The organism is Nonomuraea sp. NPDC059007 (assembly GCF_042740555.1).
In the GTDB taxonomy this organism is placed as follows: domain Bacteria; phylum Actinomycetota; class Actinomycetes; order Streptosporangiales; family Streptosporangiaceae; genus Nonomuraea.
Map to the genome: position 1 here is coordinate 1 of NZ_JBHYJD010000041.1, position 25,984 is coordinate 25,984.

26 protein-coding genes are annotated in these 25,984 nt (G+C 71.5%); 15 read left to right on the top strand and 11 right to left on the bottom strand.

All coding sequences use genetic code 11. The annotated features are described in order from the left end of the window. Nucleotides 1–100: 100 nt before the first annotated feature. From ACFWY5_RS43520 to ACFWY5_RS43535, 4 genes are read right to left on the bottom strand one after another with little or no spacing between them, the layout of a single operon-like run. Nucleotides 101–907 (bottom strand): carbohydrate ABC transporter permease, encoded by an 807-nt coding sequence (locus ACFWY5_RS43520; RefSeq protein WP_379638349.1) that lies wholly within the window; start codon nt 905–907, stop codon nt 101–103. Continuing rightward, nucleotides 904–1,887 (bottom strand): carbohydrate ABC transporter permease, encoded by a 984-nt coding sequence (locus ACFWY5_RS43525; protein ID WP_379638350.1) that lies wholly within the window; start codon nt 1,885–1,887, stop codon nt 904–906. Before ACFWY5_RS43525 ends, ACFWY5_RS43520 begins: the two co-directional genes overlap by 4 nt. Before the next feature lie 4 nt (nt 1,888–1,891). Then, nucleotides 1,892–3,115, bottom strand: coding sequence for an extracellular solute-binding protein (locus tag ACFWY5_RS43530; protein ID WP_379638351.1), 1,224 nt, complete (start codon nt 3,113–3,115; stop codon nt 1,892–1,894). Then, a complete protein-coding gene (locus ACFWY5_RS43535) occupies nt 3,112–4,077 on the bottom strand; it encodes a LacI family DNA-binding transcriptional regulator (RefSeq protein ID WP_379638352.1) in 966 nt (321 codons plus the stop codon). The genes ACFWY5_RS43530 and ACFWY5_RS43535 overlap by 4 nt, the downstream gene beginning before the upstream one ends. An 89-nt stretch (nt 4,078–4,166) precedes the next feature. On the opposite strand from ACFWY5_RS43535, the gene ACFWY5_RS43540 reads away from it, so the two are divergent. Continuing rightward, on the top strand, nt 4,167–6,197 hold the full coding sequence (locus tag ACFWY5_RS43540; protein WP_379638353.1) for a glycogen debranching N-terminal domain-containing protein: 2,031 nt from the start codon (nt 4,167–4,169) through the stop codon (nt 6,195–6,197). On the opposite strand, the gene ACFWY5_RS43545 is transcribed toward ACFWY5_RS43540, so the two are convergent. Both ACFWY5_RS43545 and ACFWY5_RS43550 read right to left on the bottom strand, forming a co-directional pair. Continuing rightward, nucleotides 6,194–7,048, bottom strand: coding sequence for a VOC family protein (locus ACFWY5_RS43545; RefSeq protein WP_379638354.1), 855 nt, complete (start codon nt 7,046–7,048; stop codon nt 6,194–6,196). The genes ACFWY5_RS43540 and ACFWY5_RS43545 overlap by 4 nt on opposite strands. A 45-nt stretch (nt 7,049–7,093) precedes the next feature. After that, on the bottom strand, nt 7,094–7,879 hold the full coding sequence (locus ACFWY5_RS43550) for an isocitrate lyase/phosphoenolpyruvate mutase family protein (RefSeq protein ID WP_379638356.1): 786 nt from the start codon (nt 7,877–7,879) through the stop codon (nt 7,094–7,096). Nucleotides 7,880–7,998: 119 nt separating this feature from the next. Between ACFWY5_RS43550 and ACFWY5_RS43555 the strand changes: the two genes are divergently transcribed. From ACFWY5_RS43555 to ACFWY5_RS43575, 5 genes are all read left to right on the top strand, one after another. Continuing rightward, complete coding sequence (locus ACFWY5_RS43555) at nt 7,999–8,610, top strand: alpha-ketoglutarate-dependent dioxygenase AlkB (RefSeq protein ID WP_379638357.1); 612 nt, start codon at nt 7,999–8,001, stop codon at nt 8,608–8,610. 75 nt (nt 8,611–8,685) lie between these two features. Beyond that, nucleotides 8,686–9,873, top strand: a complete 1,188-nt coding sequence (locus ACFWY5_RS43560; protein WP_379638358.1) for an RtcB family protein — start codon at nt 8,686–8,688, stop codon at nt 9,871–9,873. Between the two features lie 31 nt (nt 9,874–9,904). Beyond that, nucleotides 9,905–10,810, top strand: coding sequence for a GNAT family N-acetyltransferase (locus ACFWY5_RS43565; RefSeq protein WP_379617764.1), 906 nt, complete (start codon nt 9,905–9,907; stop codon nt 10,808–10,810). Nucleotides 10,811–10,829: 19 nt separating this feature from the next. Further along, a complete protein-coding gene (moaA, locus tag ACFWY5_RS43570; RefSeq protein WP_379617790.1) occupies nt 10,830–11,819 on the top strand; it encodes a GTP 3',8-cyclase MoaA in 990 nt (329 codons plus the stop codon). Nucleotides 11,820–12,171: 352 nt separating this feature from the next. Then, nucleotides 12,172–12,978: an NTP transferase domain-containing protein gene (locus ACFWY5_RS43575; RefSeq protein ID WP_379617766.1), complete on the top strand. Its 807-nt coding sequence runs from the start codon at nt 12,172–12,174 to the stop codon at nt 12,976–12,978. A gap of 293 nt (nt 12,979–13,271) precedes the next feature. Here the strand turns inward: ACFWY5_RS43575 and ACFWY5_RS43580 are convergent, their stop codons facing one another. Then, nucleotides 13,272–13,550: a DUF3099 domain-containing protein gene (locus tag ACFWY5_RS43580; RefSeq protein ID WP_379638359.1), complete on the bottom strand. Its 279-nt coding sequence runs from the start codon at nt 13,548–13,550 to the stop codon at nt 13,272–13,274. A 134-nt stretch (nt 13,551–13,684) separates the two neighbouring features. Between ACFWY5_RS43580 and ACFWY5_RS43585 the strand changes: the two genes are divergently transcribed. Together ACFWY5_RS43585 and ACFWY5_RS43590 are read left to right on the top strand one after the other, a co-directional pair. Then, the gene (locus tag ACFWY5_RS43585; RefSeq protein ID WP_379617770.1) at nt 13,685–13,897 is read left to right on the top strand and encodes a dodecin; all 213 of its coding nucleotides are present in this window, start codon (nt 13,685–13,687) and stop codon (nt 13,895–13,897) included. 72 nt (nt 13,898–13,969) lie between these two features. Beyond that, a complete protein-coding gene (locus ACFWY5_RS43590; RefSeq protein WP_379638360.1) occupies nt 13,970–14,971 on the top strand; it encodes a carcinine hydrolase/isopenicillin-N N-acyltransferase family protein in 1,002 nt (333 codons plus the stop codon). Here ACFWY5_RS43590 and ACFWY5_RS43595 read toward each other — a convergent pair. Together ACFWY5_RS43595 and ACFWY5_RS43600 are read right to left on the bottom strand one after the other, a co-directional pair. Continuing rightward, nucleotides 14,955–16,322 carry a metallopeptidase TldD-related protein gene (locus tag ACFWY5_RS43595; RefSeq protein WP_379638361.1) on the bottom strand — a complete coding sequence of 456 codons (1,368 nt, stop codon included), beginning with the start codon at nt 16,320–16,322 and terminating at the stop codon, nt 14,955–14,957. The genes ACFWY5_RS43590 and ACFWY5_RS43595 overlap by 17 nt on opposite strands. Further along, complete coding sequence (locus ACFWY5_RS43600; protein WP_379617776.1) at nt 16,322–17,815, bottom strand: TldD/PmbA family protein; 1,494 nt, start codon at nt 17,813–17,815, stop codon at nt 16,322–16,324. Before ACFWY5_RS43600 ends, ACFWY5_RS43595 begins: the two co-directional genes overlap by 1 nt. Before the next feature lie 77 nt (nt 17,816–17,892). Here ACFWY5_RS43600 and ACFWY5_RS43605 point away from each other — a divergent pair, with 77 nt between their 5' ends. Together ACFWY5_RS43605 and fabI are read left to right on the top strand one after the other, a co-directional pair. Then, complete coding sequence (locus tag ACFWY5_RS43605) at nt 17,893–18,588, top strand: beta-ketoacyl-ACP reductase (protein ID WP_379617778.1); 696 nt, start codon at nt 17,893–17,895, stop codon at nt 18,586–18,588. 1 nt (nt 18,589) lies between these two features. Then, nucleotides 18,590–19,354: an enoyl-ACP reductase FabI gene (fabI, locus tag ACFWY5_RS43610; protein ID WP_379638362.1), complete on the top strand. Its 765-nt coding sequence runs from the start codon at nt 18,590–18,592 to the stop codon at nt 19,352–19,354. Nucleotides 19,355–19,863: 509 nt separating this feature from the next. On the opposite strand, the gene ACFWY5_RS43615 is transcribed toward fabI, so the two are convergent. Together ACFWY5_RS43615 and ACFWY5_RS43620 are read right to left on the bottom strand one after the other, a co-directional pair. Next, nucleotides 19,864–20,673: a hypothetical protein gene (locus ACFWY5_RS43615; protein ID WP_379638363.1), complete on the bottom strand. Its 810-nt coding sequence runs from the start codon at nt 20,671–20,673 to the stop codon at nt 19,864–19,866. Nucleotides 20,674–20,798: 125 nt separating this feature from the next. Next, on the bottom strand, nt 20,799–21,746 hold the full coding sequence (locus tag ACFWY5_RS43620; protein WP_379622247.1) for an aldo/keto reductase: 948 nt from the start codon (nt 21,744–21,746) through the stop codon (nt 20,799–20,801). A 64-nt stretch (nt 21,747–21,810) separates the two neighbouring features. Here ACFWY5_RS43620 and ACFWY5_RS43625 point away from each other — a divergent pair, with 64 nt between their 5' ends. Genes ACFWY5_RS43625 through mshC form a run of 5 tightly spaced genes read left to right on the top strand, consistent with a single transcriptional unit; the run spans nt 21,811 to nt 25,726 of the window. Next, nucleotides 21,811–22,497 (top strand): histidine phosphatase family protein, encoded by a 687-nt coding sequence (locus ACFWY5_RS43625; protein ID WP_379638364.1) that lies wholly within the window; start codon nt 21,811–21,813, stop codon nt 22,495–22,497. Nucleotides 22,498–22,506: 9 nt separating this feature from the next. After that, on the top strand, nt 22,507–23,055 hold the full coding sequence (locus tag ACFWY5_RS43630) for a DUF3090 domain-containing protein (protein ID WP_379622243.1): 549 nt from the start codon (nt 22,507–22,509) through the stop codon (nt 23,053–23,055). Beyond that, entirely contained in the window at nt 23,052–23,819 is a 768-nt protein-coding gene (locus tag ACFWY5_RS43635) for an SCO1664 family protein (protein ID WP_379622242.1), read from the top strand. Before ACFWY5_RS43630 ends, ACFWY5_RS43635 begins: the two co-directional genes overlap by 4 nt. A gap of 33 nt (nt 23,820–23,852) precedes the next feature. Continuing rightward, the gene (locus ACFWY5_RS43640) at nt 23,853–24,509 is read left to right on the top strand and encodes an NRDE family protein (RefSeq protein WP_379638365.1); all 657 of its coding nucleotides are present in this window, start codon (nt 23,853–23,855) and stop codon (nt 24,507–24,509) included. Beyond that, a complete protein-coding gene (gene mshC, locus ACFWY5_RS43645; RefSeq protein ID WP_379638366.1) occupies nt 24,506–25,726 on the top strand; it encodes a cysteine--1-D-myo-inosityl 2-amino-2-deoxy-alpha-D-glucopyranoside ligase in 1,221 nt (406 codons plus the stop codon). Before ACFWY5_RS43640 ends, mshC begins: the two co-directional genes overlap by 4 nt. Nucleotides 25,727–25,984 lie beyond the last annotated feature (258 nt).

Genomic DNA, 25,984 nt, shown 5'->3' on the forward strand with positions numbered 1-25,984 from the left:
TTCACGGTGCAGATCTCGCAATCCACACCGAACCCGGAAGCCCTTCCTTATGCCAAACCGATCAACCCCTGTACCTAACCTCCGTGGTCAGTACAGCTAGCTAGCCCTTGTCGGCTCCCTGGTTCTGGTCGCGGACGAAGTGGCGCTGGAAGACGACGAAGATGACGGCGACCGGGATCGTCGCCAGCAGCGCTGCGGCGAGCTTGAGCGGGAACTGGGTGCCGCCGCCGAGCGAGCCGCTGACCAGGTCGGCCAGCCCGCGCGGGAGCGTGAACAGCGCCGGGTCCTGCACGGCGACCAGCGTGTGCGGGAACTCGTTCCACGAGCTCTGGAACGACAGGATCGTCAGCGTGATCAGCGCGGGCCGCGACATCGGCAGGACCACGGACCAGAAGACGCGGAAGGTGCCCGCGCCGTCCAGGCGGGCCGCCTCCTCGACGCTGCGCGGCACCGACTCGAAGAACTGTTTCATCACGAACACCCCGGCCGCGTCGGCGATGACCGGCAGGATCAGCGCCAGGTAGGAGTCGTACATCCCCAACTGGTTCAAGACCAGAAATTTCGGGATAAAAAGCACGACGCCCGGCACCGCCATGATCGCGATGATCGCCGCGAACAGCCCGCGCCGCCCCCGGAACCGCAGCCTGGCCAGCGCGTACCCGGCCATCGAGTCCAGCAGCAGCCGCCCCAGCGTGAGCACCACGGTGACCAGCAGCGAGTTCGTCAGCCAGATCGGCATGTCCGTGCCGAAGAACACCCGCTCGAACGCCGACAGCGTGGCCGGGTCGGGGATGGGTGAGAGCGGGTGCGCGGAGGCGTCCGGATCGGTCTTGAAGGAGTTGGCGATCTGGATGACGAACGGGTAGACGAAGGCGATGGAGAAGACGATCAGGATGACGCGCCTCATGCTTCGCGCTCCCTCATGATCCAGCGCTGCAGCAGCGTCAGCAGGACGATGATCAGGAAGAGCACGAACGAGATCGCCGTGCCCGAGCCGTAGTCGAAGTCGCGGAAGGCCGTCCGGTACGACAGGAACGCGGGCGTCAGCGTGGTCTTGGCCGGATCGCCCTGGCTCATCACGTAGATCTGGTCGAGCACCTGCCAGGTGCCGATCAGCCCGAGCGTCAGCACGAGGAACATCGTCGGCTTCAGCAGCGGCAGCGTCACCCGCAGGAAGCGCTGCCGGCGCGAGGCCCCGTCGATCATGGCCGCCTCGTCCAGCGTCCGCGGGATGTTCTGCAGCGCCGCGAGGAACATGAGCATGAACGTGCCCGACGTCGTCCACACCACCAGCACGATGATCGCGCACATCGCCACGCTCGGCCCCGACAGCCACTCCCACCAGGTCAGGCCCAGCACGCCGTTGCCCGTGAGCGCGGCCGGCGGATCGCCGATCAGGAGCTGGATCACCCCGCGCGGATCGCTGAACCACTGCGGCCCGTTCACCCCGAGGAACCCCAGGACCTGGTTGACCGCCCCGGAGTTGCTGAAGATGAACAGGAACACCACGCTGATCGCCACCGAGCTGGTCACCGAGGGGAAGTAGAACGCGGTGCGGAAGAACGTCCTGCGCTTGTTCACCGCCAGCGCGAGGCCCAGCGCCAGCGCCGTCTGCAGCGGCACGACCACGGCGACGTAGTAGATGTTGTTGCGGATGCTGGTCATGAAGTTCTCGCGGGCCAGGCCGTCCTCGGTGAACAGGCGCGCGTAGTTCTCCCCGCCCACGAACGGCACGCCCGCCCGGAACGGGCTGCCCTGCCCGTTCCACCCGGTCAGGCTCACCCAGAGCGCCATGAGGATCGGCAGCAGCATGAACAGCCCGAGGATCGCCACCACCGGCGCCACGAACAGCCACCCCGCGAGGTTCTCCCTGGTACGGCTGCGCATGACGTCAGCCGAGCACGCTCTCGGTGTTCTTCTGGAGCCTGGCCAGGATCGCCTGGGGATCGCGGGTGGCGAGCTGCTGCAGCGAGGTGTCGTAGTCCGACAGGACGCTGTCCATCTTGGGGGCGTTCACCGGCCCCTGCGCGTACTCCGCGCCGTTGACGAACGCGCCGTCGCCGGGGAACTCCTTGAGGTAGGCGTCCTTGGCCGACTGCCGCGAGGGCATGACGCCGAAGGCCTTGGCGAAGACCATCTGCTGCTCGGCCTTGGTCATCGCCTCGACGAACGAGATCGCCGCCGCCTTGTTCTTCGACTTGGCGGCGATGCCCCAGCAGTTGGTGAACGACAGCGTGCCCTTGCCCTTGGGCCCGGCGGGCAGCTCGTGCGCGGAGTAGGTGACGCCGGGGTAGTCCGCCCGCATCGCGCCCTTGATCCAGTTGCCCTCGATCGTCATCGCGGCCTTGCCCTTGCCGAACGCCTCGCCGCCCCACTCGGCGTCGAGCGCCTTGGCGAACTGGGCCCGCTTGTCGGCCAGCAGGCCCTTGACGTACTCCAGCGCGGCCAGGTTCTCCGGGCTGTCGCCGGTGGCCCGCTTGCCGTCCTCGCTGATGATCCAGCCGCCGGACTGGACCATGAAGACGCCGAGCCGGTCACGGGTCTCGCCGAACACCAGCGGCGCCACGCCCTTGATCCTCTTGGTGACGGCGGCGAGCTCCTGCCAGGTGGCGGGGACGTCGCCGGCGGTGAGCCCGTTCTTCTTCCACAGCTCGTCGTTGACGACCAGGGCGAGCGTGGAGAAGTCCTTGGGCGCGCAGTAGAACGTGCCGTCGTAGGTGAACGTCTCGCGCAGGCTCGGGTAGAAGTCCTGGACGTCGGAGATCTTGTCGCCGTAGGGCTCCAGGGCGCCCACGCTGGCGTAGTCGGCGAAGCGGGAGGCGTCGACGTAGAACACGTCCGGCGGGTTGCTGCCCGCGAACGCCTGGCCGAGCTGCTGGTGGATGTCCTGCGCCGGGGTGACGGCGGCGGTGTTGCCGCTGGCCTTGGCCCAGGCCTCGGCCGCCTGCTTGACCGCGTTCGTCTCGACCTCGCCGGAGGAGGCCATCAGGACCTGGAGCGCGGCCGGGCCGCTGCTCTGCTGCGCGGGCGCGGCCTGCCGGTCGTCGAAGCCACTGCCGCAGGCCGTGGCCGACAGGAGTACGGCTGCCGCCGCGGGGATCGCGAGGCGTTTCATGAGCGGGGTTCCTTTCGGATGACCAGGGAGGGGGTGAGCAGCACGTGCGCCGCCGCCGGCCGGCCGGACAGGCGGCCGGTGAGCAGGTCGACGCAGTGCGCGGCGGCCTCGGCGAGGGGCTGGCCGAGGCTGGTGAGGCCGACGGCGGCGGCGACGGGGGTGTCGTCGAAGCCGACCACGGCCGGCAGGACCTGGAGGGCGCCGAGTGCCACGGAGTCGCTGACGCAGACCAGGGCGCTCGCGCCGCGCCCGGTCAACTCCCGCGCGGCCGCCTGGCCCTGGGCGCTGGAGCCGTCGGTCTCCAGCGCGAGGCCGGCGTCGAGCCCTTCTGCGGCCAGCGTCCTGGACCAGCCGTTCCTGCGGTCGTCGCCGACGCCGGAGCCCGCCTGCCAGCCGATGAAGCCGATCCGGCGGTGGCCTTCGCCGAGCAGGTGGCGGGTGGCGGACTCGGTCCCGGCGGCGCCGTCCACGTCCACCCACGGGTGGCTTGCCGCCGGCGCGCCCCACGGCCGGCCGAAGGTGACGAACGGCAGGTCGCGCTCGGCCAGCCAGGAGGCACGCGGGTCGCCGTGGTGGGTGCTGGTCAGCACGAACCCGTCGGGCTCGAACTCGCCCAGCAGCTGATCGATCGTGGCGATCTCGTCGCTGTCGCCGGTGGCGGCGTAGAGCAGCACGCGGTAGCCGGATCTGGCCGCCGACTCGGTGAGGCCGTGCAGGAAACGGTCGAAGACGTTCATGCCATCCTGGGTCGCCTCGATCCGCACGGCCAGCAGGCGCGAACGTCCGGTCCGCATCTGCCGGGCCGCGGCGCTCACCCGGTAGCCGAGGGTCTCCACGGACGCGAGCACCCGCTGCCGTGTCTCCTCCTTGACCACTTCGGGGGAGTTGAGCACGTTCGACACCGTCTGGCGGGACACGCTGGCATGACGGGCCACGTCGGCGATCGTCACCTTTTCCGGCATTTACGACCTTTCTAGGGGTTTGATCGATCTAAAAGGTGTGTGACAGGATTAGATCGTTCAAGTAAACGGAGTGTCAAGGGGTCCTCACCGTGCACGACCACCGCCTGCAACCGCTACTGCACGACCTCGTCAGCACCGTCCTGGCCCCGACGAGCGCGCTCAGCGGGGCGGACGGCCAGATCAGGCCCGCCGGAGTGCAGGGGCTCTTCCACGCCGACACCCGCGTGCTCTCGCAGGCCAGGCTGGAGATCGACGGGCGCGAACCGGAGCCGATCGGCCACGCCGTACCGGCCGCGGGGCTCGCCCGCTTCGTCTCGCTGGCCCGGTGGCTGGGCGACCGCGCCGCCGACCCCACCGTCCGGGTCGAGCGCGTGCGGCGGGTCACGCCGGGCGCGATGGCCGAGGAGATCACGATCGCCTCCACGGCCTCGGCCCCCTTCACCTGTACGGTCACCGTCACCCTGGCCGGCGATCTCGCCCCCATCGACGTGGTGAAGTCGGGCGGCGGCGCCGTACCCCGCAAACCCGAGACCGGCAACGGCGAGCTGCTTTGGCGCGCCGGAGACGCCCGCGTCACCGTCACCGCCGCCGACGGCGGCGAGCAGGCCGGGGCGGGCCCGCGGTGGGAGGTGACGCTCGCGCCCGGCGAGCGGCGCACGCTGCGGTGGAACGTCGCCGTCACCGACCCCCGCGCGGTCGTCGCGGCACCGGCGGGCCCCCGCGAGTGGAGCAGGCCGGAGATCGAGGCCGACGACGCCCGGCTGGTACGGCTGGCCCGCCAGTCGCTCGACGACCTGGAGTCGCTGCGGCTCACCGTGACCGGGGCGCCCGGCGAGACGTTCCTGGGCGCGGGGGTGCCGTGGTTCCTGACCCTGTTCGGCAGGGACAGCATCTGGGCCGCGCGCATGATGCTGCCCCTGGGCACCTCCCTGGCGGCGGGCACGCTGCGCGTCCTGGCCCGCCTCCAGGGAACCAAGTCCGACGCCACCACCGGTGAGGCCCCCGGCAAGATCATGCACGAGCTGCGCGGGCACGAGTTCGTCCTCGACAGCGGGCTGCGCCTGCCGCCCACCTACTACGGCACCATCGACGCCACCCCGCTCTGGATCACCCTGTTGCACGACGCGTGGCGCTGGGGCCTGCCGGAGCCGGAGGTGGCCGATCTGCTCCCCGCCATGGAGGCCGCGCTCGGCTGGCTGGCCACCGACGGGGACGCCGACGGCGACGGGTTCCTGGAGTACCTGGACGCCGGTGGCCGCGGCCTGGCCAACCAGGGATGGAAGGACTCCGGCGACGCCGTCCGCTTCCGCGACGGCACGCGGGCCGAGCCGCCGATCGCCCTCGTCGAGGTCCAGGGGTACGCGCACGAGGCAACCCTCGCGGGGGCGGCGCTGCTGGAGGCGTTCGGACGGCCCGGCGCCGACCGGTGGCGGGACTACGCGGGGCGGCTGGCCGAGCGGTTCCGTGAGCGGTTCTGGGTGGACGGCGGTTATCCCGCGCTCGCCCTCGACCGCGACAAGCGCCCGGTCGACGCGCTGACCAGCAACATCGGGCACCTCCTCGGCACCGGCATCCTGACGACGGGCGAAGAGCTGCGGATCGCGCGGACGCTGGCCGACCCCGCGATGTCGGGCGGGTTCGGCCTGCGCACGATGTCGGCGGCGGACGCGGGGTTCAGCCCGTTGTCCTACCACTGCGGCTCCATCTGGACGCACGACACCGCGATCGTCGTCGCCGGTCTGGCCCGCGGCGGCCACGGCGCGCTCGCCGCCCATCTGGCCGAGGGGCTGCTGTCGGCCGCGGAGACCTTCGGCTACCGGCTGCCCGAACTGCACGCCGGGGACGAGCGCTCGCTGATGGGGCGGGCGGTGCCGTACCCGGCGGCCTGCCGTCCGCAGGCCTGGTCGGCGGCTTCCGCCCTGGCGATCGTCCAGGCCGCCGCCGGGCTTTATCCGGATGTTCCGAGCGGGCGGGTGCTGGTCCGCCCGGGGGCGCCGCTGGGCGCGCTGACCGTGCGGGGGCTCCGGGTGGCCGGGGCGCCCGTGGACGTGACGGTCGACGGCGCGGGCGCGGCGCGGGTGACGGGGCTGCCGCCGGGGCTGCGGGTGGAGGGGCTCTAGCCCTGCCGGAAGACGATCGCGGCGCCCAGCGCGGCCTCGGCGGGGACGAAGATCTCGCCGGAGCCCGTTGTGACGATCGGGACGCCGTTGCCGCGCAGGAACCGCTCGGTGGCGGCGAGGTCGCGTACCGACACCGCGTAGGCGACGAACGCCGGCAGGGCCGGTGGGCGCTCGCCGGGCAGCAGCCCCGGCAGCGCCGACGCGGCCACGATCCTGACACCCGCCCAGCCCTCGTAGCGCCGCCGGGCCGCACCCACCTCCTGGTCGGACACGCACAGGACGCACTCCACCAGGGCGCTCGCGCCGTTGGCGTGCTCGACGGCCAGAGCCGCGGAGTCCGGGCCGTTCTCGGCGAACCCGATCCTGCCCTCCGGCGGCGGGCCGGAGATCTCCAGGTAGCGGGCGGGCTCCATCGCGGTGCCCGCGGCGGTCTCGACCGGGCGCTGGATGGCGTGCACCCCGCCGTGCCCGACGCCGCCGGCGCTCAGCCGCGCGGCCACCGCGTCCAGGTCGGAGGTGGCGGCGATCACGATGTGCAGGCCCTGGAACCGCTCCAGGAAGCCCGCGATGGCCGCGGACGCCGCGCGGACGGCCGCCACCAGCCCCGGCAGCTTGTCGTCCGGCACCCGCAGCGGGATCGGCCGCGCCTCGCCGGGCACCCCGTCGAGCACCGCCACCAGCTCCACGAACCCGTCGCCGAGGTAGATGTGCGCGTTCGCCGCCCCGAACGGCTGCTCGACGCCGGGCAGCACGGGATAGGCGGCCGGTGCCACCGTGAACCCGAGCCGCCGGTAAAACCGCGCCGCCCCCTCCATGTCACCGATGACATGCCCCACATGATGCAGACCCACGGCAAACCTCCTTTAGGAGTCGACTCCTAAAGGAGAGTACACTCTCTATTTATAGAGAGCATTCATCTTGTCGTACGGCAGGCCGTCCCCCGTGGCGTCGTACCCGCCCTTCTCCAGCAGTTCCGTGGTCGCCCTCGCGGCCAGCGCGTAGGCGGCCTGCGCGATCGCCGAGCCCAGGCTCACCCGCGCCACCCCGGCCGAGGCGAACTCCGGCACTCCCGGCGCCCCCGCCCACGCCATCGCCGCGACCGGCAGCGGTCCTGCCGACAGCTCGGCGAGCGCCGCCAGATCGATCAGCCCGGGGACGAACAGGCTGTCGGCCCCGGCCGCCGCGTACGCCTCGGCGCGCCGCTTCACCTCGTCGAGCCGCCCGCTGCCCGCGAGATAGACGTCCGTACGCGCGTTGATCCACACCCGCACCCCCAGCCGGTCGGCGGCGGCACGGGCGGCGGCCAGCCGCCCGGCCTGCTCGGCGGGGTCGAGCATCGCACCGGCCACCCGGTCCTCGATGTTCACCCCGACCGCCCCGGCCTGCACGACCGCGGTCACGGTCGCCTCGACCGAGTCGTACCCGGCCTCGATGTCGGCCGACACCGGCAGCTCGACCGCCGCCGCGATCCGCTCGACCACCGCGGCCACCCGGTCGGCCCCCAGGTCCGCGCCGTCGGCGAACCCGAGCGACCAGGCCACTCCGGCGCTGGTCGTCGCGATCGCCTGAGCCCCCGCCGCGGCGATCGCCACGGCCGAGCCCACGTCCCAGGCGTTGGGCAGCAGCAGCGGGTCGCCGGGGCGGTGCAGGGCGGCGAAGGTCTCAGCCTTGGAACTCGTCATGCGGCCGACCCTACGCGGGCCGCCCGGACGTTCACCGGCCGGATTCGGACATCATCCAGTCCCGGGGATGGCCGGATACGACCGGAAGGCGCGGGCGCGGGTGCCGTACACCCTGAGGCATGGACCAGCTCGACCTCTTCGCGCAGCAGGCGCCGAGCCTCGACCGCGCGTTCGCGACCGCCCGCCGCGTCCGGCTGGACGAGACCTCCTGGGTGGAGCACGTGCCCGCCTGGCTGGCCGGCTCCGACCAGCTGCTGCGCGCGCTCATCGCGGGCGCGGCGTGGGAGCAGCGGCTGCGGCGCATCGCCGACCGCATGATGGTGGAGCCCCGGCTGACCGCGGAGTATCCCGACCTCGCCGAGGCGCCCCACGACCTCCTCCGTACGGCCGCCGCCGTCCTGTCGGCCCATTACGGCGTGCCGTACGACGGACTGTGGATCAACTTCTACCGCGACCACCGCGACAGCACCGGCTGGCACGGCGACTGGGCCACGTGCCGGCGCGAACTGTGCGTGGTCCCGGTCCTGAGCCTGGGCGCGACCAGGCGCTTCCTCCTGAAGCCGCGCGCCGGCGGGCGCAGTGTCGCGCTGACCCCCGCCGCGGGCGACCTGGTCGTGATGGGCGGACGCTGCCAGCGCGACTGGCGCCACAGCGTCCCCAAGCAGGCCACCCCGACCGGCCCGCGCGTCAGCGTGAACTTCTCCAGCAGCTTCCAGGCCCGGGGGCGTTAAATGGGTTGCCCGGGGTGACACGCTTCTGGCGTCATTGATCACGTTCGGGATGTACCCGGGAGGAGGCGATACGAGATGACGTACAACGAGGTGACCGGCACCCGTAGGCCGATCAGGATGTGGGCGGAGCCCGAGTCCGTCGACCCGCAGGCGATGCAGCAGCTGCGCAACGTGGCGAACCTGGAGTGGGTCCACGGTGTCGCCGTCATGCCCGACGTGCACCACGGCAAGGGCGCGACGGTCGGCTCGGTCGTCGCGATGAAGGGCGCCGTCTCCCCGGCCGCGGTCGGGGTGGACATCGGCTGCGGGATGACCGCGGTCAAGACGTCCTACAAGAGCTCGCAGCTGCCCGACAACCTGGCGTACCTGCGCGGGAAGCTGGAGCGGGCGGTCCCGGTCGGCTTCGGCCACCACAAGCTGCCGGTCGACCCGTCCGCGGTCCAGGGGCTGAAGACGTCCGGGTGGGGCGCGTTCTGGAAGGGCTTCGACGAGCTCGCGCCGCAGGTGCACGCCCGCAGGGAGCGCGCCGAGGTGCAGATGGGCACGCTCGGCGGCGGCAACCACTTCCTGGAGATCTGCGCGGACGACGAGCAGTGGGTCTGGGTGGTGCTGCACTCCGGCTCGCGCAACATCGGCAAGGAACTGGCCGAGCACCACATCGGCGTCGCCCGCGGCCTGTCGCACAACCAGGGCCTGGTCGACCGCGACCTGGCGGTCTTCCTCGGCGGCACGCCGGAGATGGACGCCTACCGCCGCGACCTGTTCTGGGCCCAGGACTACGCCCGCCGCAACCGCGCGGTCATGATGGGCCTGGTCTGCGACGTCCTCAGCCGCCACCTCCCGGACATCACCTACGACCAGCCCATCTCCTGCCACCACAACTACGTGGCCGAGGAGAGGTACGACGGGGTGGACGTGCTCGTGACCCGCAAGGGCGCGATCCGGGCGGGGAGCGGGGACCTGGGCATCATCCCCGGTTCCATGGCCACGGGCACCTACATCGTGAAGGGGCTCGGGAACGCGGCGGCGTTCAACTCGGCCTCGCACGGCGCGGGGCGCAAGATGAGCCGGACGAAGGCGAAGAAGACCTTCACCGTGAAGGACCTGGAGGAGCAGACGTTCGGCGTGGAGTGCCGCAAGGACGCGGGGATCGTGGACGAGATCCCGGGTGCCTACAAGGACCTGGAGTCGGTCATGGCGGCCCAGACCGACCTGGTCAAGGTGGTCGCGCACCTGCGCCAGCTCATCTGCGTCAAGGGGTGACGATCGCGCATTGCCTGACTAAGGTCAGAGAATGGACGGAACGCTCGTCGAGCGCGTGCGGCGCTTCAACCGCACCGTCACCCAGCGCGTGGGCGCCCTGGAGGACGCCTTCCTCACCAGAGGGCGTCCCCTCGGGCAGGCCAGGGTGCTGTGGGAGATCGGGGACGCGGGCAGCGAGGTACGCCTGCTGCGCGCGCGCCTCGACCTCGACTCCGGGTACCTGAGCCGGATCCTGCGCGCCCTGGAGGGCGACGGGCTGGTGGTCGTCGAGAGCGACGCGGGCGACGCGCGGGTGCGCCGGGCCCGGCTCACCGAACGGGGGTTGGCCGAGCGGGCCGAGCTCGACCGGCGCTCCGACGAACAGGCCGAGTCGATCCTGCGGCCGCTCGACCACGGCCAGCGCGCGCGGCTCGTCGCCGCCATGACCGAGGTCGAACGGCTGCTGGTGGCCTCCATGGTCGAGGTGGCCGTGACCGACCCGCGCCACCCCGACGCCCGCCACAGCCTGGGCGAGTACTTCGCCGAGCTGGGCAGGCGCTTCCCCGAAGGGTTCGATCCGGCCCGGGGGATCGCGGCGGGGGAGCGGGAGCTCACGCCGCCCAAGGGGCTGATCCTGGTGGCCACCCTGCATGCCGATCCGGTCGGCTGCGGGGCGCTCAAGTTCCATGGCGACAGCGCCCACCTCAAGCGGATGTGGGTGTCGCCGGCCGTACGCGGGCTGGGGCTGGGCCGGCGGCTGCTGGCCGAGCTGGAGGCGCGCGCGGCCGGGCACGGCGCGAGAACGGTCCGGCTGGAGACGCACGCCGCCCTCGCCGAGGCCAAGCGGCTCTACCAGACGGCCGGTTACACCGAGGTGAGCCGCTTCAACGAAGAGCCTTATGCCCACCATTGGTTTGAGAAGACCCTGAACGCCGACGCGCCCGACGGCGTGCCGTAGGGTGTGCCACATGACCCCGATGCTCAACGACTCCTACGGGAGAGTGGCTACCGACCTTCGGGTGTCCCTGACGGACAAATGCAACCTGCGCTGCACGTACTGCATGCCACCCGAGGGCCTCGACTGGCTGCCCAACGCCCAGTTGCTGACCGCCGACGAGATCGTCAGGCTCGTCACCATCGGGGTCGAACGCCTGGGCATCACCGAGGTCCGCTACACCGGCGGCGAGCCGCTGCTGCGCCGCGAGCTGCCCGACATCGTCGCCCGCACCACCCGCCTGCGCCCGCGCCCGCAGGTCTCGCTGACCACCAACGGCATCGGCCTGGCCCGCCTGGCCCCGGCCCTCGCCGAGGCGGGGCTCGACCGGGTGAACGTCTCGCTGGACACGCTGGAGCCGGAGACGTTCAAGCGCCTGGCCCACCGCGACCGCCTCGGCGACGTCCTGGCCGGCCTGACCGCCGCGAACGACGCCGGGCTGCGGCCGGTGAAGGTCAACGCCGTGCTCATGCGCGGGATCAACGACCACGAGGCGCCCGCGCTGCTGCGCCATTGCCTGGAGCGCGGCTACGAACTGCGCTTCATCGAGCAGATGCCGCTGGACGCCCAGCACGGCTGGACCCGCGACAACATGATCACCGCCGACGAGATCCTCGCGATGCTGGCGCCGTCCTTCGAGCTGACCCCCGACGACAGGGAGGAGCGGGGCAGCGCGCCCGCCGAGCGGTTCCTGGTCGACGGCGGGCCCGCGCGGGTGGGCGTGATCGGGTCGGTGACGCGGCCGTTCTGCGGCGCGTGCGACCGGGTGCGGCTGACCGCCGACGGGCAGGTGCGCAACTGCCTGTTCGCGCGGGAGGAGTCGGACCTCAAGACGGCGATGCGCGCCGGCGCCTCCGACGACGACCTCGCCGCCCGCTGGATCTCCGCCGTCGCCACCAAACGCCCCGGCCACGGGATCGATGACGCTTCGTTCCTCCAGCCCGCGCGTCCCATGTCGGCGATCGGCGGCTGATTCTTTCATTCTTTCTCCGTCGTGGCGGACGTCTGGCGGTTTCTGGCCGTTCCAGGGCTTTCTAGCCGTTACGGCAAGCCGCCCCACCACCGCCCGCCGTCGCGGGCGCGCGGCCTCGGCCGATGGCCGGCAGTCTGACGTGGTCGCGCGCCGATACAGCGCACGCACACCACCTGGGCAGGCCCTCCGGGGACGGACCGCGGCGCTCCGGGTGGCGGACCCGTGGCGCTCTCGGTAGTGGACCCATGGTGCTCCGGGCGATGGACCCGTGGTGCTCATGGTGGTGGGCCCGTGGTGCTCCGGGGTGTGGGGCCGTGGCGTTGGGGGTGATCTCGGCGGTTACCGTGGCTGGGTGGCTTATGACGCGGTGATTCTGGCCGGAGGCGCCGCCCGGCGGCTGGGTGGCGTGGACAAGCCCGGCCTGAGCGTGGGCGGGCGGTCGCTCCTGGAGATCGTGGCCGCCGCCGTACCCGATGCCGGGAGGGTGATCGTCGTGGGGCCGGAGCGTCCTGCCCCGCGGGCCCGCTACGTCCTGGAGGAGCCTCGGGGTGGCGGGCCGGTGCCCGCGTTGCGTGCCGGGCTGAGCGAGGTTCTGGCGCCCTGGGTGGCGCTCCTGGCGGGCGACATGCCTCTGCTGCGCCCTGCGCACGTCACCGCGCTCTTCGACGCCGCCCGCTGCGACGCCGCTTCAGGTGGTCGCGGGGCGGTTCTGGTGGATGACGGGGGGCGGGAGCAGTGGCTGGCCGGGGTGTGGCGGGCCGGGGTGCTCCGGGAGGCACTCGGCGGCTATGACGGGCGGTCTCTGCGCGGGCTGCTGGGGCCGCTGGAGCCGGTTCGGGTGGCGTTGCCCGGCCGGCCCTGGTTCGACTGCGACACTATGGACGATCTGGAGGAGGCTCACATGAACGTGCTCAGCGAGTGGACGGCCCTGGTCTGCGAGGAACTCGGCATCGACCCGGCCAAAGTGGACCGGGACCTGATCCTGGACCTCACCAAGGAGGTGGCCCACGGCGTGGCCCGGCCGGCCGCGCCGCTCACCGCCTACCTGCTCGGACTGGCCCAGGGAGCGGGCACCGCGCCGGAGGACGCCGTGACCCGGCTGACCGCTCTGGCCGGCGACTGGACCGAGGCGACCCGGGAGAAGCTGACCGGCGAGTGACACTCCTACGAACTCCCCGTGTCAACCCGTGACCGAACCTGAAGATTTCCTGTGAATTTCGCGCACCGACGAGATGTAAACGATTTCGGGAAAGCAGACCTACCCGCTGAGCGGGGGCAATGAGGTCTTCCCAGAAAAGGGCGAAGCCGGGTGGTTACGGGGGCAAACCACCCGGCTTCGCTTCATCGGCGTTCCGACGGGGGCCCGGAACGCCGGCACCAGCACTCCGACGGGGGACCGGAGCGCTTGGCTAAAGCGTACACCTACAACCCGTGGGATGCGTCAAGACTTAGTCACGACCCGATCTCGCGTCGGTGCAGGGGTATCTCGCTTTGGTTAGCCTCCGGTGTGTGAAAGGTAGGAGGCGGGGAGTCCTTCGACCTCTCATTGGCCCCGATTACGGCTATGTACGGCAAAAAGACGGCGCCGGCGATGAAGAGCAGCCGGTAGGGCCAGGGGACGGGTACCACGACGGCCAGGATGAGGCAGAGCGTGCGAATGCCCATCTTGATGAGGTAGCTGATCTCGCGTTTGCGCACGTCGTCGGAGAGCGACGGCTGCGCGTCCGTCACCTGGTGGACCTGCTTGCGCGTACGCCACCCCCTCATGCCTCCCACGGTAGACCTCGGAGGTGAAGGACGCGACGGGGCGCCGGTGCCGGAGCGAGGGTCATGCGATCATGGCTTTCGAGTAAGAGGAGGCGGAGATGACGGATCGAACGTATCGGGTGACCGAGATAGTCGGGACTTCGGGGGAGAGTGTCGACGAGGCCATCCGCAACGGCATCAGGCGGGCCTCGCAGACCCTGCGCCACCTGGACTGGTTCGAGGTGACGGAGATCCGGGGGCACATCGACCAGGGCGAGATCGCGCACTTCCAGGTGGGGATGAAGGTCGGCTTCCGCCTGGAAGACGGCTGATCGTCACGATTTCGCGGTAGTGGGTGACATTTCCGGCGGTGCATCGGAGACTTCGGAGCGAAGGGGGTCGCGATGCATCGCCGAACCGTGGCGCTGGTCTGCGTGCTGGGGACCGTTCTCGCAGGGGGCTGCGCCGTACAGGAGGAAAGTGCCGTGCGCAGGGACAGGCCCGTGAGCAGCGCACCGGCGGCCGAGCCGCTGTTACGGCAGAGCGCCGACGAGATCGCCCGCACGGCCGCCAGCCTGCGCCGGGTGGACGACCTGCCGCTGTACGAGATGACCTACCGGGGCTCCTACGACCCCGAAGCCCCGCTCACCAACGCGGAACTGGCCAGGAAGGACTCCGGCTGGGCCTGCTCGCTGTTCCTGCGCGGCGGGGAGTTCGGCCGCAACTTCGACTGGGACCCCAACCCGGCGATGATGATCAGGTCCGACCCGCCCGACGCCTACGCCTCCCTGGCGATGGCCGACGTCTCCTACATCCTCGACCACGGCGGCGCGCCCGACCTGGCCGCCGACCGGCGCCGCCTCGCCCACGCGGTTCTGACGCCCTTCGACGGCGTCAACGAGAAGGGCCTGGCGGTGGGCCTGGCCTCCGTGCCCACCGCCGACCTGCCCGAGCCCACGCCCCAACGGCCCGCGATCAGCAGCCTGCGGATCATCCGCCTCATGCTCGACCGCGCCGCGACAGTGGAGGAGGCTGTGGAGATCATGCGCTCGCGCACCGTCGACTTCACCGGCGGGCCGCAGGTCCACTACCTCATCGCCGACCGCTCCGGCGCCTCGGCCGTCGCCGAGTACGGAGACGGCCGCCTCAACATCATCCGCGACCGGATCCTCACCAACATCACGATGGCCGGCGCCGGCCGGGACACCCGCCTGGCCGACACCCGCTACCGCACCCTCGACCAGGGCCTCGGCACCAAGGCCGACGCCCTCGACCTGCTCAGGAGCGTCGCCCAGGGCCACACCCGCTGGTCGGTCGTCTACGACCTGGCCAAGGGGAGCGCACGCGTCGTCACCGCGAAACGGTGGCAACGCGTGCACAGCTTCACCCTCAGCTCGCCTGGCTGACGGTCGACATGTTGAAGTCCGGCACCCGCACCGGCGGCATGACCGCCCGCGTGAAGTAGTCGTTCCACTCGCGCGGCAGCGTCTGCTCGGCGGCGCCCGCCTCGCTGATGCGGCCCAGCAGGTCCACCGGGCTCTCGTTGAAGCGGAAGTTGTTCACCTCGCCGACGACCTCGCCGTTCTCGACCAGGTAGACGCCGTCGCGGGTCAGGCCGGTGACCAGGAGCGTCTGCGGGTCCACCGTGCGGATGTACCACAGGCAGGTCAGCAGCAGGCCCCGCTCGGTCGAGGCGATCATCTCGGTCAGCGACCTGCCGTCGTCACCGCGCATGATCAGGTTGTCGATGTCGGGGGTGACGGCCAGGCCGCTCAGCTCCGCCGAGTAACGGGTCTGGCGCAGCGCCGCGAGCGTGCCGCTGGAGACCCACTCGGTCGCCGCCAGTGGCAGCCCGTTGTCGAACACCGAGCTCTCGCGCCCCGCCGAGCGGGTCACGACGAACGGCGCGCAGCCGATGCCCTCCGCCGCCGGGTCGCTGGCCAGCGTGAGCGGCAGCGGGGCGAGCCGTTCGCCCACGCGGGTGCCGCCGCCGCGCTTGGAGTAGACCGTCCGGCCGTCCAGCGCGTCCCTGGCGCCCGCCGACCAGTAGGCGTAGATCATGAGGTCGGCGACCGCGCTCGGGGGCAGCAGCGTCTCGTAGCGGCCCGCGGGCAGGTCGATGCGGTTCTTCGCCCACTCCAGCCGCATGGCCAGGGAGGCGTCGAGCGCGGCGACGTCCACGTCGGCGAAGTCGCGCGTGGCCACGCCCGTCCAGGCCGAGCGCTTGAGGTCGGCCGACTTGGCGTTGAGCTCCAGCCTGCCGGTCGGCTGGTCGTGGCGCAGCCTCAGGCCCGTGGAGGAGCCGAGGAAGGTCGAGGTCAGCGTGTGCTCGGCGAAGCCGTACAGTCTCCTGCCGCCCGCCTCGGCGGCCGAGAACGCCTCGCCCAGCGCGGGCGCGAACTCGCCGAAGACCCCGATCTCGGTCGGCACGACCGGATCGGCCCAGCCCGCGCTCGCCGGCACGCCCGACACCAGCGGGCGCGCGTCCTCGGCGGGCTGCGCCTCGCGCGCCGCCGCGTCGGCCGCGGCCACCACGCCGGCGAGCTGCTCAGGACGTACGGCCGCGCGCGAGACCACGCCCACACCCCCGCCCGCGATCGAGATCACGGTCAGCTGGGCGGAGCGGGCCACGCCGTTCGTGGTCAGGGTGTTGCCCGCGAAGCGCAGGTTGGCCGTCGAGCCGTCGTCCACGACCACCATGCAGTCGTCGGCCGTGGAGAGCTCCAGCGCCCGCTCAACCATCTCCTGGGGAGTCATCACTTGCCACCCTCCTGGACCGTGTTGAGGATGCGGACGCCGCGGAACAGCGCGGACGGGCAGCCGTGGCTGACCGGCGCGACCTGTCCAGGCTGGCCCTTGCCGCAGTTGAAGGCGCCGCCGAGCACGTAGGTCTGGGGGCCGCCGACGGCCTCCATCGAGCGCCAGAAGTCCGTCGTCGTCGCCTGGTAGGCGAAGTCCCGTACCTGCCCGGCCAGGGCGCCGTTCTCGATCCGGTAGGCCCGCTGGCCGGTGAACTGGAAGTTGTAGCGCTGCATGTCGATCGACCAGCTCTTGTCGCCGACGATGTACAGGCCGCGCTCCACCCGCGAGATCAGCTCGTCGGTGGCCGGGCCGTCCGGAGCCGGCTTCAGCGAGACGTTGGCCATGCGCTGGATCGGCATGTGGCCGGGGGAGTCGGCGAAGCCGCAGCCGTTGGAACGGCCGAAGCCCTTCATCAGCGCCATGCGCCGGTCGAGCTGGTAGCCGACCAGGATGCCGTCGCGCACGATGTCGAAGCTCTGGCCCGCCACGCCCTCGTCGTCGTAGCCGATCGTGGCCAGGCCGTGCTCGACCGTGCGGTCGCCGGTGACGTTCATGATCGGTGAGCCGTAGACGAGCTCGCCGAGCTGGTCGAAGGTGGCGAAGCTCGTCCCGGCGTACGCGGCCTCGTAACCGAGCGCGCGGTCGAGCTCGGTGGCGTGGCCGATCGACTCGTGGATCGTCAGCCACAGGTTCGACGGGTGGATGACCACGTCGTGGTCGCCCGCCTCGACCGACGGCGCGGCCAGCTTCTCGGCCAGCAGCTCGGGAAGCTGGGCCAGCTCGCCCGCCCAGTCCCAGAACGTGCCCGTCAGGTACTCGTAGCCGCGTCCCACCGGCGGCGCGATCGTCGACATGTCGTCGAAGCCCTGCTCGGAGGCCTTCATGGCGTTGAGCGCCGGGTGCAGGCGTACCCGCTGCTGCGTGGTGGAGGTGCCGGAGCTGTCGGCGTAGAACTTCTGCTCCTTCACCTGCAGCAGCCGGGCCGAGACGTGGTCGGCGCCCTTGAGCAGCCCCGCCGACCACTCGGCCAGCAGGGCGACCTTGTCGGCCTGGGGCACGTCGAACGGGTCGACCTCGTACGGCGAGACCCAGGTGAGGCCGGAGTAGACCGGTTCGGGAGCCAGCTCGATCGGCTCCCTGTTGATGGGCGCGCTCACCTCGGCCACCCGCACCGCCTGCTCGGCCACCTTGGCCGCGGCCTCGGGGGTCAGGTCGATGCCGGAGGCGAAGCCCCACGTGCCGCCCTTGACCACACGCACCGCGAAGCCGAGGTCGTCGGCGTCGACGGCGCCTTCGAGCCGCGTGTCGTAGAGGCTCAGGGACTCGCCCCTGACGCGTTCGAGGCGGAAGTCCGCGTGCTCGGCACCCAGGTCACGGGCACGTTGCAGGGCGGCGTCCGCGAGCTGCCCGAGTGGCAGCGCGAGGAAATCAGGGTCGATTTGACGCATGTCAACGATCCTAACCCCGTGATCTTGTACCCCCTGGACAAGCGCGTACCAGCCGGTAGCAGATAGCGTCAGGTCCCATGGCACGCTCAGTACTCGTCACCGGCGGCAACCGGGGCATCGGCCTCGCGATCGCCCGCGAACTCGAAGCGGCGGGCGACGCCGTCGCCGTCACCTACCGATCGGGCGAGCCCCCACAGGGGTTGTTCGGCGTCCGCTGCGACGTGACCAGCACCGAGGACGTCGAGGCCGCCTTCGCCAAGGTCGAAGCCGAACAGGGCCCGGTGGAGGTGCTCGTCTCCAACGCGGGCATCACCAAGGACACCCTCCTGGCCATGATGAAGGAGGAGACCTTCACCGACGTCATCGACGCCAACCTGACCGGCGCCTACCGCGTCGCCAAGCGGGCCATCCGCCCGATGATGAAGCTCAAGCGCGGCCGCATCATCCTCATCTCCTCGGTCGTCGGCCTGTCCGGCCAGGCGGGCCAGGCCAACTACGCCGCGTCCAAGGCGGGGCTCGTCGGCTTCGGCCGTTCCCTCGCCCGCGAGTACGGCTCGCGCGGCATCACCGTCAACGTCGTCGCCCCCGGCTTCGTCGAGACCGACATGACCGCCGAGCTCGACGGCGAGGCCATCGTCAAGAACATCCCCCTGGGCCGCCAGGCGGCGCCCCAGGAGATCGCGCGCGTCGTCCGCTTCCTGGCGAGCGACGACGCCTCCTACATCACCGGGGCCGTGATCCCCGTCGACGGCGGACTCGGAATGGGGCACTGACATGGGCATTCTCGAAGGCAAGCGCATCCTGGTGACGGGCGTGCTGACCGACGCCTCCATCGCCTTCTCCGTGGCCAAGATCGCTCAGGAGGAGGGCGCCCAGGTCGTCCTGACCGGCTTCGGCCGGCTCAGCCTCGTCGAGCGGATCGCCAAGCGGCTCCCGCAGCCCGCGCCCGTGCTCGAACTCGACGTCCAGGACACCGAGCACCTCGACACCCTGGCCTCCCGGGTCGGCGAGCACGTCGACGGCCTCGACGGCGTCGTCCACTCCATCGGCTTCGCCCCCCAGACCGCGCTCGGCGGCAACTTCCTCAACACCACGTGGGAGGACGTCGCCACCGCCCTGCACATCTCCACCTTCTCCTACAAGTCGCTGGCCGTGGCCTGCCTGCCGCTCATGAAGGAGGGCGGCTCGGTCGTCGGCCTCGACTTCGACGCCTCCAAGGCCTGGCCGGTCTATGACTGGATGGGCGTGGCCAAGGCCGGCCTGGAGTCCGCCAACCGCTACCTCGCCCGCGACCTCGGCAAGCAGGGCATCCGCGTGAACCTGGTCGCCGCCGGCCCGCTGCGCACGATGGCCGCCAAGTCGATCCCGGGCTTCAAGGAGTTCGAGGACAGCTGGCCGGAGAAGGCGCCGCTGGGCTGGGACCTGTCCGACACCGCCCCGGCGGCGCGCGCCTGCGTCGCCCTGATGTCCGACTGGTTCCCCGCCACCACCGGCGAAATCCTCCACGTCGACGGCGGCGTCCACGCGATCGGCGCCTGACTCTCCCGCCCCGCGTCTTCTCCGTGCGTGCGTGGTCGCTCTCGGTCCGCCGCCGCGCCTTTCGTGGTTCGCGCCCTTTCGTGGTCGGCGTCCCTTCGTGCTTGGCGTCCTTTCGTGGTTACGGCAAGCCGGCCTGCCGCCTCCCGCCGCCGTGCGCGGGCCCCGATCATCGGGCGCTTCTCACGTCGGACGTGGTCCCCGCCGCAACACCGCCCCGCCGGCCAGACACCGTGCCCCACCGGCCCGCCGCCCAACGGCGCCGGGCCGGACCGCCCCCCGCCCCGCCGTCCCGTGTGCTTCCTGGGATGCCGGATGTCCCGTGTGCTTTCCGGGATCGGGTGGCACTTGGCGGGCCAAGAGGGCGTTGTAGCGGCGGGGACCACGTGGGCCCTCACGACCAGCGCTCGACGGGCGGTCACTCACGGCGGCGGGGCGGGTGGGGCGGCTTGCCGTAACGGATGAACCACACACCCCGCAGAGCCGCGGAGAACACGCGGCCGGAGAAAAGATCAGGCGAGGCGATGGCGGCCCGGGGTGGGGGTGGGTTCGAAGGGGATGGAGTGCTCTTCGCGGCGTTTGCGTTGGTGGGCGACGCGGGTGGCGAGGATGGCGGAGGCGAGCAGGACGGCGGTCAGGGCGGTGCCCAGCGCGTCGGAGGCCGGGGTGCTCGGGCGGACCACCTGGCGGCGGTCCTGCAGCGGGACCGTGAGCTCGTCGGCGTACGGGTTGGGCCACAGCAGGTCGATGCGTGGCTCTTCCGGGTTGGCGGTGACGCGCTCTTCCACCGGTTCCGCGGTGTCCATCAGGTAGGGCTCGCTCTGCGGCGGGGTCGGGGCCTGCGTGGGCAGGACCTGGGTCTCGTCGCGGCGGTGGGTGGGGCGGGTGGACGGGACCGGCCGGGGTTCGCGGGTGGTCTGGGTGGGTGTCGGGGTCAGGACGTCGAGCACGCTCTGGTCGTCGCAGGCCAGCACGGGCAGGCAGACGTCGCCCAGCAGTTCGGGGCTCTTCGTCGAGGGCGGGCGGGTGCTCGACGGCGTCGGGGCGGGTTTGCCGGTCGGCACCGCCTTGCCCACGGTGCCGAGGACCTCGTCCGTGGTCTCGTTCAGCCCGTTGGTCACCGGCTCGGCGGCCTTGCCCGTTAATCCGTCCACGGTGCTGGTGACGGCGTTCACCACGTCGCACAGGCTGTTGGTCACGCCGGAGAGCAGCCCGCCGCCCTTGGCGCAGTCCTGGACGGCCGCGACGGCCGGCGCCGCTGCCGGGATGGCGGCCAACGCCACGGCGAGTACACCCGTCGTGATTGCGGCCCTGCTCCCCATGCGCCCTCCTACTTCGCCTCGGAGGAAATCTTTATGGACATCACCGCCGAGAGGCAGGTGTTTCTCGGCGAAAGTTGCGATTCGGTATCGACTAGTGATACGCGAGTGGCGCTCTCATTCCTTGCTCAGTCGAGCGACGACACGTCGTCGAGCGCCTCCCTGATCTCCCGCGGCAGGATCACGTCCTCGGCCAGCAGGACGGCGTTGAGCTGGGAAGTCGTGCGCGCGCCGACGATCGCGGAGGCCACACCGGGCTGGTCGCGCACCCACGACAGCGCGACGGCCAGCGGCGAGACGCCCAGGCCGTCGGCGGCGGTCATGACCGACTCCACCACGCTGCGCGAACGCTCGTCGAGGTACGGCCGGACGAAGTCGGAGAAGTGCGGGGTGGCGGCGCGCGAGTCGGACGGGATGCCGGTGCGGTACTTGCCGGTCAGCACGCCCCTGCCCAGCGGCGACCAGGCCAGCACGCCCGCGCCCACGTGCTCGGCGGCGGGCAGCAGTTCCCGCTCGGGCTCGCGGGCCAGCAGGGAGTACTCGGCCTGGGCCGAGGTGATCGGGACGCGGCCGGGGACCGCGCGCTGGGCGACCGCGGCGGCGGCCAGCTGCCAGCCGGAGTAGTCGCAGACGCCGGCGTAGACGGCGCGGCCGGAGGTGACGATGGCGTCCAGCGCGGCGAGCGTCTCCTCCAGCGGCACCTCAGGGTCGAAGGTGTGGAGCTGCCACAGGTCGACGTAGTCGAGCCCGAGGCGGTTGAGCGAGGCGTCGCAGGCGGCGATCAGGTGACGGCGCGAGGCGTCGCGGGGCCTGCGGCCGGTCGGGGTGACCACGGCCTTGGTGGAGATGACCAGTTCCGAGCGCGGCACCGCGTCGCGCAGCATCCGGCCGAGCAGGCGTTCGGCGTCGCCGCCCGTGTAGACGTCGGCGGTGTCGACGAGGTTGCCCCCGGCCTCCAGGAAGGTGCGCAGCTGCACCGCCGCGTCGTCGGCGTCGGTGTCGCGTCCCCAGGTCATCGTGCCGAGTCCGAGCCGGGATACCGACAGGCCGCTGCGGCCGACATAACGCTGCTCCATGATCCCGCCAGGGTACCGCCCAGCCGCGTCCAACACGGGGATCGACGCCTGCGACACTTGCCAGGTGACCACGCTTCTCCTGGCCCGTCACGGGCTGACCGATTTGACCGGTCCGGTGCTGGCAGGGCGCACTCCGGGCGTGCATCTGAGCGAGGCGGGGCGGGCTCAGGCCACGGCCCTCGCGGGGCGGATCTCCCAGGTGCGCCTGGACGCGATCGTCTCCAGCCCGCTGGAGCGCTGCCAGGAGACCGCCGCCGCGGTCGCGGAGGGGCGCGGGCTGGCCGTACAGACCGACGAGCGCTTCATCGAGTGCGGCTACGGCGAGTGGACCGGGCGCGAGCTCAAGGAGCTCGCCGAGGAGCCGCTGTGGAAGGTCGTGCAGGCGCATCCGAGCGCGGTGGTCTTCCCGGGCGGCGAGGCCATGGCGGAGGTGCAGCGGCGGGCGGTGGCCGCGGTGCGCGAGTGGAACGAGCGGCTCGGGGGGAAGGGTGTCTACCTCGTCTGCAGCCACGGCGACGTGATCAAGGCGATCGTGGCGGACGCTCTGGGGCTCCATCTCGATCAGTTTCAGCGCATTACGTCGGATCCGGCGGCGCTCACCGTGATTCGCTATACACCCTTGCGTCCCTTTGTTAGCAGAGTTAACGATATGGGGGAATTGCGGCTTCCCGAGGATTCGGAGGAGAAAGACGGGGGAGAAAAACTCACCGGGAGCGATGCCGCCGTCGGCGGCGGATCCGGGACCACGTAAGGTCAGGCTATGCCGGTCTTCGACTACGACCCACCCGAGCGGTTCGTGGCCGGTGCCTTGGGGCAGCCGGGGGCGCGAGCCTTCTTCCTTCAGGCCCGTGCCGAAGGCCGGCTGACCACGGTCGCGCTGGAGAAGCTCCAGGTGGCGGCGCTCGCGGGCAGGCTCGACGAGCTGCTCGACGAGGTGCTGCGGCGCAGTGGAGGCACCGCCCAGATCCCCGCCCTCGCTCCCAGCGACCTGACCGACGACGGCCCGCTCGACACCCCTCTCGACGAGGACTTCAAGGTGGGCACGATGGCCCTGGCCTGGGATCCCGACACCTCCCAGGTGGTCATCGAGGCCCAGGAGATCGTCGACGAGGAGGACGAGGCCGCTCCGGAGCCCGCCATGCTGAGGGTGCGGATGAGCGCGGGGGCAGCCCGCGCCTTCACCGCGCGGGCCCTGCAGATCGTCGCCGCCGGGCGGCCGCCGTGCCCTCTGTGCGGCCAGCCGCTCGACGCCGAAGGACATGTGTGCGTGCGCCTGAACGGATACCGCGGGGGTGAGGCAGCGTCGTGAGCAGTGCCCAGGAGAGCGAGCCGGTAGTCAGAAACGCCCAGCCCTCGGCCGTGCAGGACGAGGGGGCGCTGAGGCTGCTGCGCGACGGCCGCCTGGAGGTGGCCGGACGCCTGGTCGAGGCCACCAACATGACGCTGTACTGCTCGCTGACCCTGGGCGGGCGCACGGCGGCCTGCGTCTACAAACCGGTGCGCGGCGAACGCCCCCTGTGGGACTTCCCCGACGGCACGCTCGCCGCCCGTGAGGTCGCGGCCTTCGAGGTCTCGCAGGCCACCGGGTGGGGCATCGTGCCGCCGACCGTCTACCGGGACGGGCCGTTCGGGCCCGGCATGTGCCAGTTGTGGATCGACACCGAGCACGAGATCGACCTCATGCGCCTGGTCCGCAGCCGCCACCCCGGGCTGCGCCGGATGGCCGTGTTCGACGCGGTGGTCAACAACGCCGACCGCAAGGGCGGCCACCTGCTGCCGCTGCCCGACGGGCACGTCTACGGCGTCGACCACGGCGTCTGCTTCGCCGCCGAGGACAAGCTGCGCACCGTGCTGTGGCAGTGGCGGGGCAAGCCGCTGGCCCGCGACGCGGTGGCGGTCCTGGCCAAGCTCGAACGCGACATCGAGTCGGGCGCGCTCGGCCGCCGCCTGCGCCAGCTGCTGACGCTGGCCGAGGTGGAGGCCACCTGGAACCGCGTACGCCGCCTGCTGGACACCGGCGTACACCCCTATCCGTCGGAGGACTGGCCCGCCATACCCTGGCCCCCCATCTGAGCCGGTACTGGAGCGTTTACTACGCTGTGCCCCATGTGCGCGGTGATCGTGAGAACCGGCGACCCCCTGACCCTGATGGGCGTGCGTGACGAGTTCGCCGACCGGCCCTGGGAGGGGCCCGGCGAGCACTGGCCCGAACATCCCGGCGTCGTCGGCGGCCGTGACCTCAAGGCGGGCGGCACCTGGCTCGCCGTCGACCCCGCCACTCGCCGCGCCGCGGCGTTGCTCAACGGCCGCGGCGTCCCCGCCCCCGACAAGATCCGCGTCTCCCGCGGCGACCTCCCGCTCAGGGCCCTGGCCGAGGGCGGCCTGCCCGCGGGGGACCTGTCCGTCTACGACCCCTTCCACCTGGTGCTCGCGGATCCGTCCGGCGCGCGCCTGTGGAGCTGGGACGGCGTACGGCAGGCCGCCACCACCCTGCCGGAAGGCGTCAGCGTCATCGTCAACAGCGGCATGGACCCCGGCGACCCCCGGGTCATCGCCCAGCAGCCCCGCTTCGCCGCCACGGACGACTGGTGGCCTCTCACCGGCGACCCGCACTCCGCCGAGTCGGGCGCGCTGATCCTGCGCCACGTCCTGCCGGACGGCCGGGTCTTCGCCTCGCTCTCGGTGACCATGGTCACGCTCGCCGCCGGCGCGGTGACCACCGAGTTCGGCGACCTCACCGGCCGGATAGGCTCACAGGCATGAGATCGTGGTCTGCCCCGAACATTCCTGAACTGCCCGGCGAGAGCGTCCCGCTGCGGCTTTACGACACCGCCGCGAGGCAGGTCAGGCAGACCGATCCGGGCCCCGTGGCCCGCATGTACGTGTGCGGCATCACGCCCTACGACGCCACCCACCTGGGCCACGCCAACACCTATCTCGCCTTCGACCTGGTCGGCCGCGTGTGGCGGGACTCCGGGCACGAGGTCCACTACACGCAGAACGCCACCGACGTGGACGATCCGCTGCTGGAGCGGGCCGAGCAGACCGGCATCGCCTGGCAGGACCTGGCCGAGCGCGAGATCGAGTTGTTCCGCACCGACATGGAGGCCCTGCGCATCGTGCCGCCGCGCGAGTACGTGGGCGTGACCGAGGTCGTGGGCGAGGTGGCCGAGCTGATCGAGCGGCTGGGGCCGTACACCTACGATCTCGACGGCGACATCTACTTCAGCCGGGCCGCCGCGCCGAAGTTCGGCGAGGTGTCCGGCTACTCCGAGCAGGAGATGCTGACGTTGTTCGCCGAGCGCGGCGGCGACCCCGACCGGCCGGGCAAGCGCGACCCGCTCGACTGGCTGCTGTGGCGCGCTGAGCGGCCGGGCGAGCCCGCCTGGGACACGACGCTGGGGCGCGGCCGTCCCGGCTGGCACATCGAGTGCACCGCGATCTCCCTGGCCAGCCTGGGCCCCGGCTACGACGTGGCGGGCGGCGGCTCCGACCTGATCTTCCCGCACCACGAGTGCGGCGCCTCGGAAGGCCACGCCGCCACCGGCGAGTGGCCCTTCGCCCGCTTCTACACCCACGCCGGAATGGTCGGCCTCGACGGCGAGAAGATGTCGAAGTCGAAGGGCAACCTGGTCTTCGTCTCCCGGCTGCGCACCGGACACGACCCGATGGCGATCCGCCTGGTCCTGCTGGCCCACCACTACCGCTCGGACTGGGAGTACACCCCCGGCCAGCTTGTGGCCGCGGAGACCCGCCTGTCCCGCTGGCGCGAGGCGACCGCGCTGCCCTCGGGCCCGCGCGCCGGCGACCTGCTGGCGGAGGTACGCGCCCGGCTGTCCGACGACCTGGACGCCCCGGGAGCCCTGGATGCCGTGGACACCTGGGCCACCCAGGCCCTGGCCGACGGCCCCGGCCCCGACCCCGCCGCCCCCGCCCTGGTCCGTGCCCTCACCGACGCGCTGCTGGGCGTACGCCTTTAAAGCATGCGAAAGTAAGCCGCCTTTCGCGGTGACGCTTATGTCGAATGGAATTCCATTCAAGAAACATGAGCACCCTTGGAGTAAATCGCGAACCGCAGGCAGGCCGCTGACCTGCGAGTTCACCAAAGAGACCGCATTCTTGTCCAGGAAAGCACGAAACCTGGTACCTTCTGCCCGGTCATAACTCTCACCGCTCGATCCGCTCCCCGCGGGTTGGTCGAGCTGACCCCGCGATCAACTCCAGGAACCGTCTGGGGT

Excerpts from the sequence above, each read along its gene's own strand:
- ACFWY5_RS43525 (WP_379638350.1), bottom strand. The coding sequence starts at position 1,887 with ATGCGCAGCCGTACCAGGGAGAACCTCGCGGGGTGGCTGTTCGTGGCG.
- ACFWY5_RS43555 (WP_379638357.1), top strand. The coding sequence starts at position 7,999 with ATGGACCAGCTCGACCTCTTCGCGCAGCAGGCGCCGAGCCTCGACCGC.
- ACFWY5_RS43600 (WP_379617776.1), bottom strand. The coding sequence starts at position 17,815 with ATGCGTCAAATCGACCCTGATTTCCTCGCGCTGCCACTCGGGCAGCTC.
- ACFWY5_RS43530 (WP_379638351.1), bottom strand. The coding sequence starts at position 3,115 with ATGAAACGCCTCGCGATCCCCGCGGCGGCAGCCGTACTCCTGTCGGCC.
- moaA (WP_379617790.1), top strand. The coding sequence starts at position 10,830 with ATGCTCAACGACTCCTACGGGAGAGTGGCTACCGACCTTCGGGTGTCC.
- fabI (WP_379638362.1), top strand. The coding sequence starts at position 18,590 with ATGGGCATTCTCGAAGGCAAGCGCATCCTGGTGACGGGCGTGCTGACC.
- ACFWY5_RS43565 (WP_379617764.1), top strand. The coding sequence starts at position 9,905 with ATGGACGGAACGCTCGTCGAGCGCGTGCGGCGCTTCAACCGCACCGTC.
- ACFWY5_RS43640 (WP_379638365.1), top strand. The coding sequence starts at position 23,853 with ATGTGCGCGGTGATCGTGAGAACCGGCGACCCCCTGACCCTGATGGGC.
- ACFWY5_RS43560 (WP_379638358.1), top strand. The coding sequence starts at position 8,686 with ATGACGTACAACGAGGTGACCGGCACCCGTAGGCCGATCAGGATGTGG.
- ACFWY5_RS43535 (WP_379638352.1), bottom strand. The coding sequence starts at position 4,077 with ATGCCGGAAAAGGTGACGATCGCCGACGTGGCCCGTCATGCCAGCGTG.
- ACFWY5_RS43550 (WP_379638356.1), bottom strand. The coding sequence starts at position 7,879 with ATGACGAGTTCCAAGGCTGAGACCTTCGCCGCCCTGCACCGCCCCGGC.
- ACFWY5_RS43605 (WP_379617778.1), top strand. The coding sequence starts at position 17,893 with ATGGCACGCTCAGTACTCGTCACCGGCGGCAACCGGGGCATCGGCCTC.
- ACFWY5_RS43615 (WP_379638363.1), bottom strand. The coding sequence starts at position 20,673 with ATGGGGAGCAGGGCCGCAATCACGACGGGTGTACTCGCCGTGGCGTTG.
- ACFWY5_RS43590 (WP_379638360.1), top strand. The coding sequence starts at position 13,970 with ATGCATCGCCGAACCGTGGCGCTGGTCTGCGTGCTGGGGACCGTTCTC.
- ACFWY5_RS43520 (WP_379638349.1), bottom strand. The coding sequence starts at position 907 with ATGAGGCGCGTCATCCTGATCGTCTTCTCCATCGCCTTCGTCTACCCG.
- ACFWY5_RS43620 (WP_379622247.1), bottom strand. The coding sequence starts at position 21,746 with ATGGAGCAGCGTTATGTCGGCCGCAGCGGCCTGTCGGTATCCCGGCTC.
- ACFWY5_RS43585 (WP_379617770.1), top strand. The coding sequence starts at position 13,685 with ATGACGGATCGAACGTATCGGGTGACCGAGATAGTCGGGACTTCGGGG.
- ACFWY5_RS43630 (WP_379622243.1), top strand. The coding sequence starts at position 22,507 with ATGCCGGTCTTCGACTACGACCCACCCGAGCGGTTCGTGGCCGGTGCC.
- mshC (WP_379638366.1), top strand. The coding sequence starts at position 24,506 with ATGAGATCGTGGTCTGCCCCGAACATTCCTGAACTGCCCGGCGAGAGC.
- ACFWY5_RS43595 (WP_379638361.1), bottom strand. The coding sequence starts at position 16,322 with ATGACTCCCCAGGAGATGGTTGAGCGGGCGCTGGAGCTCTCCACGGCC.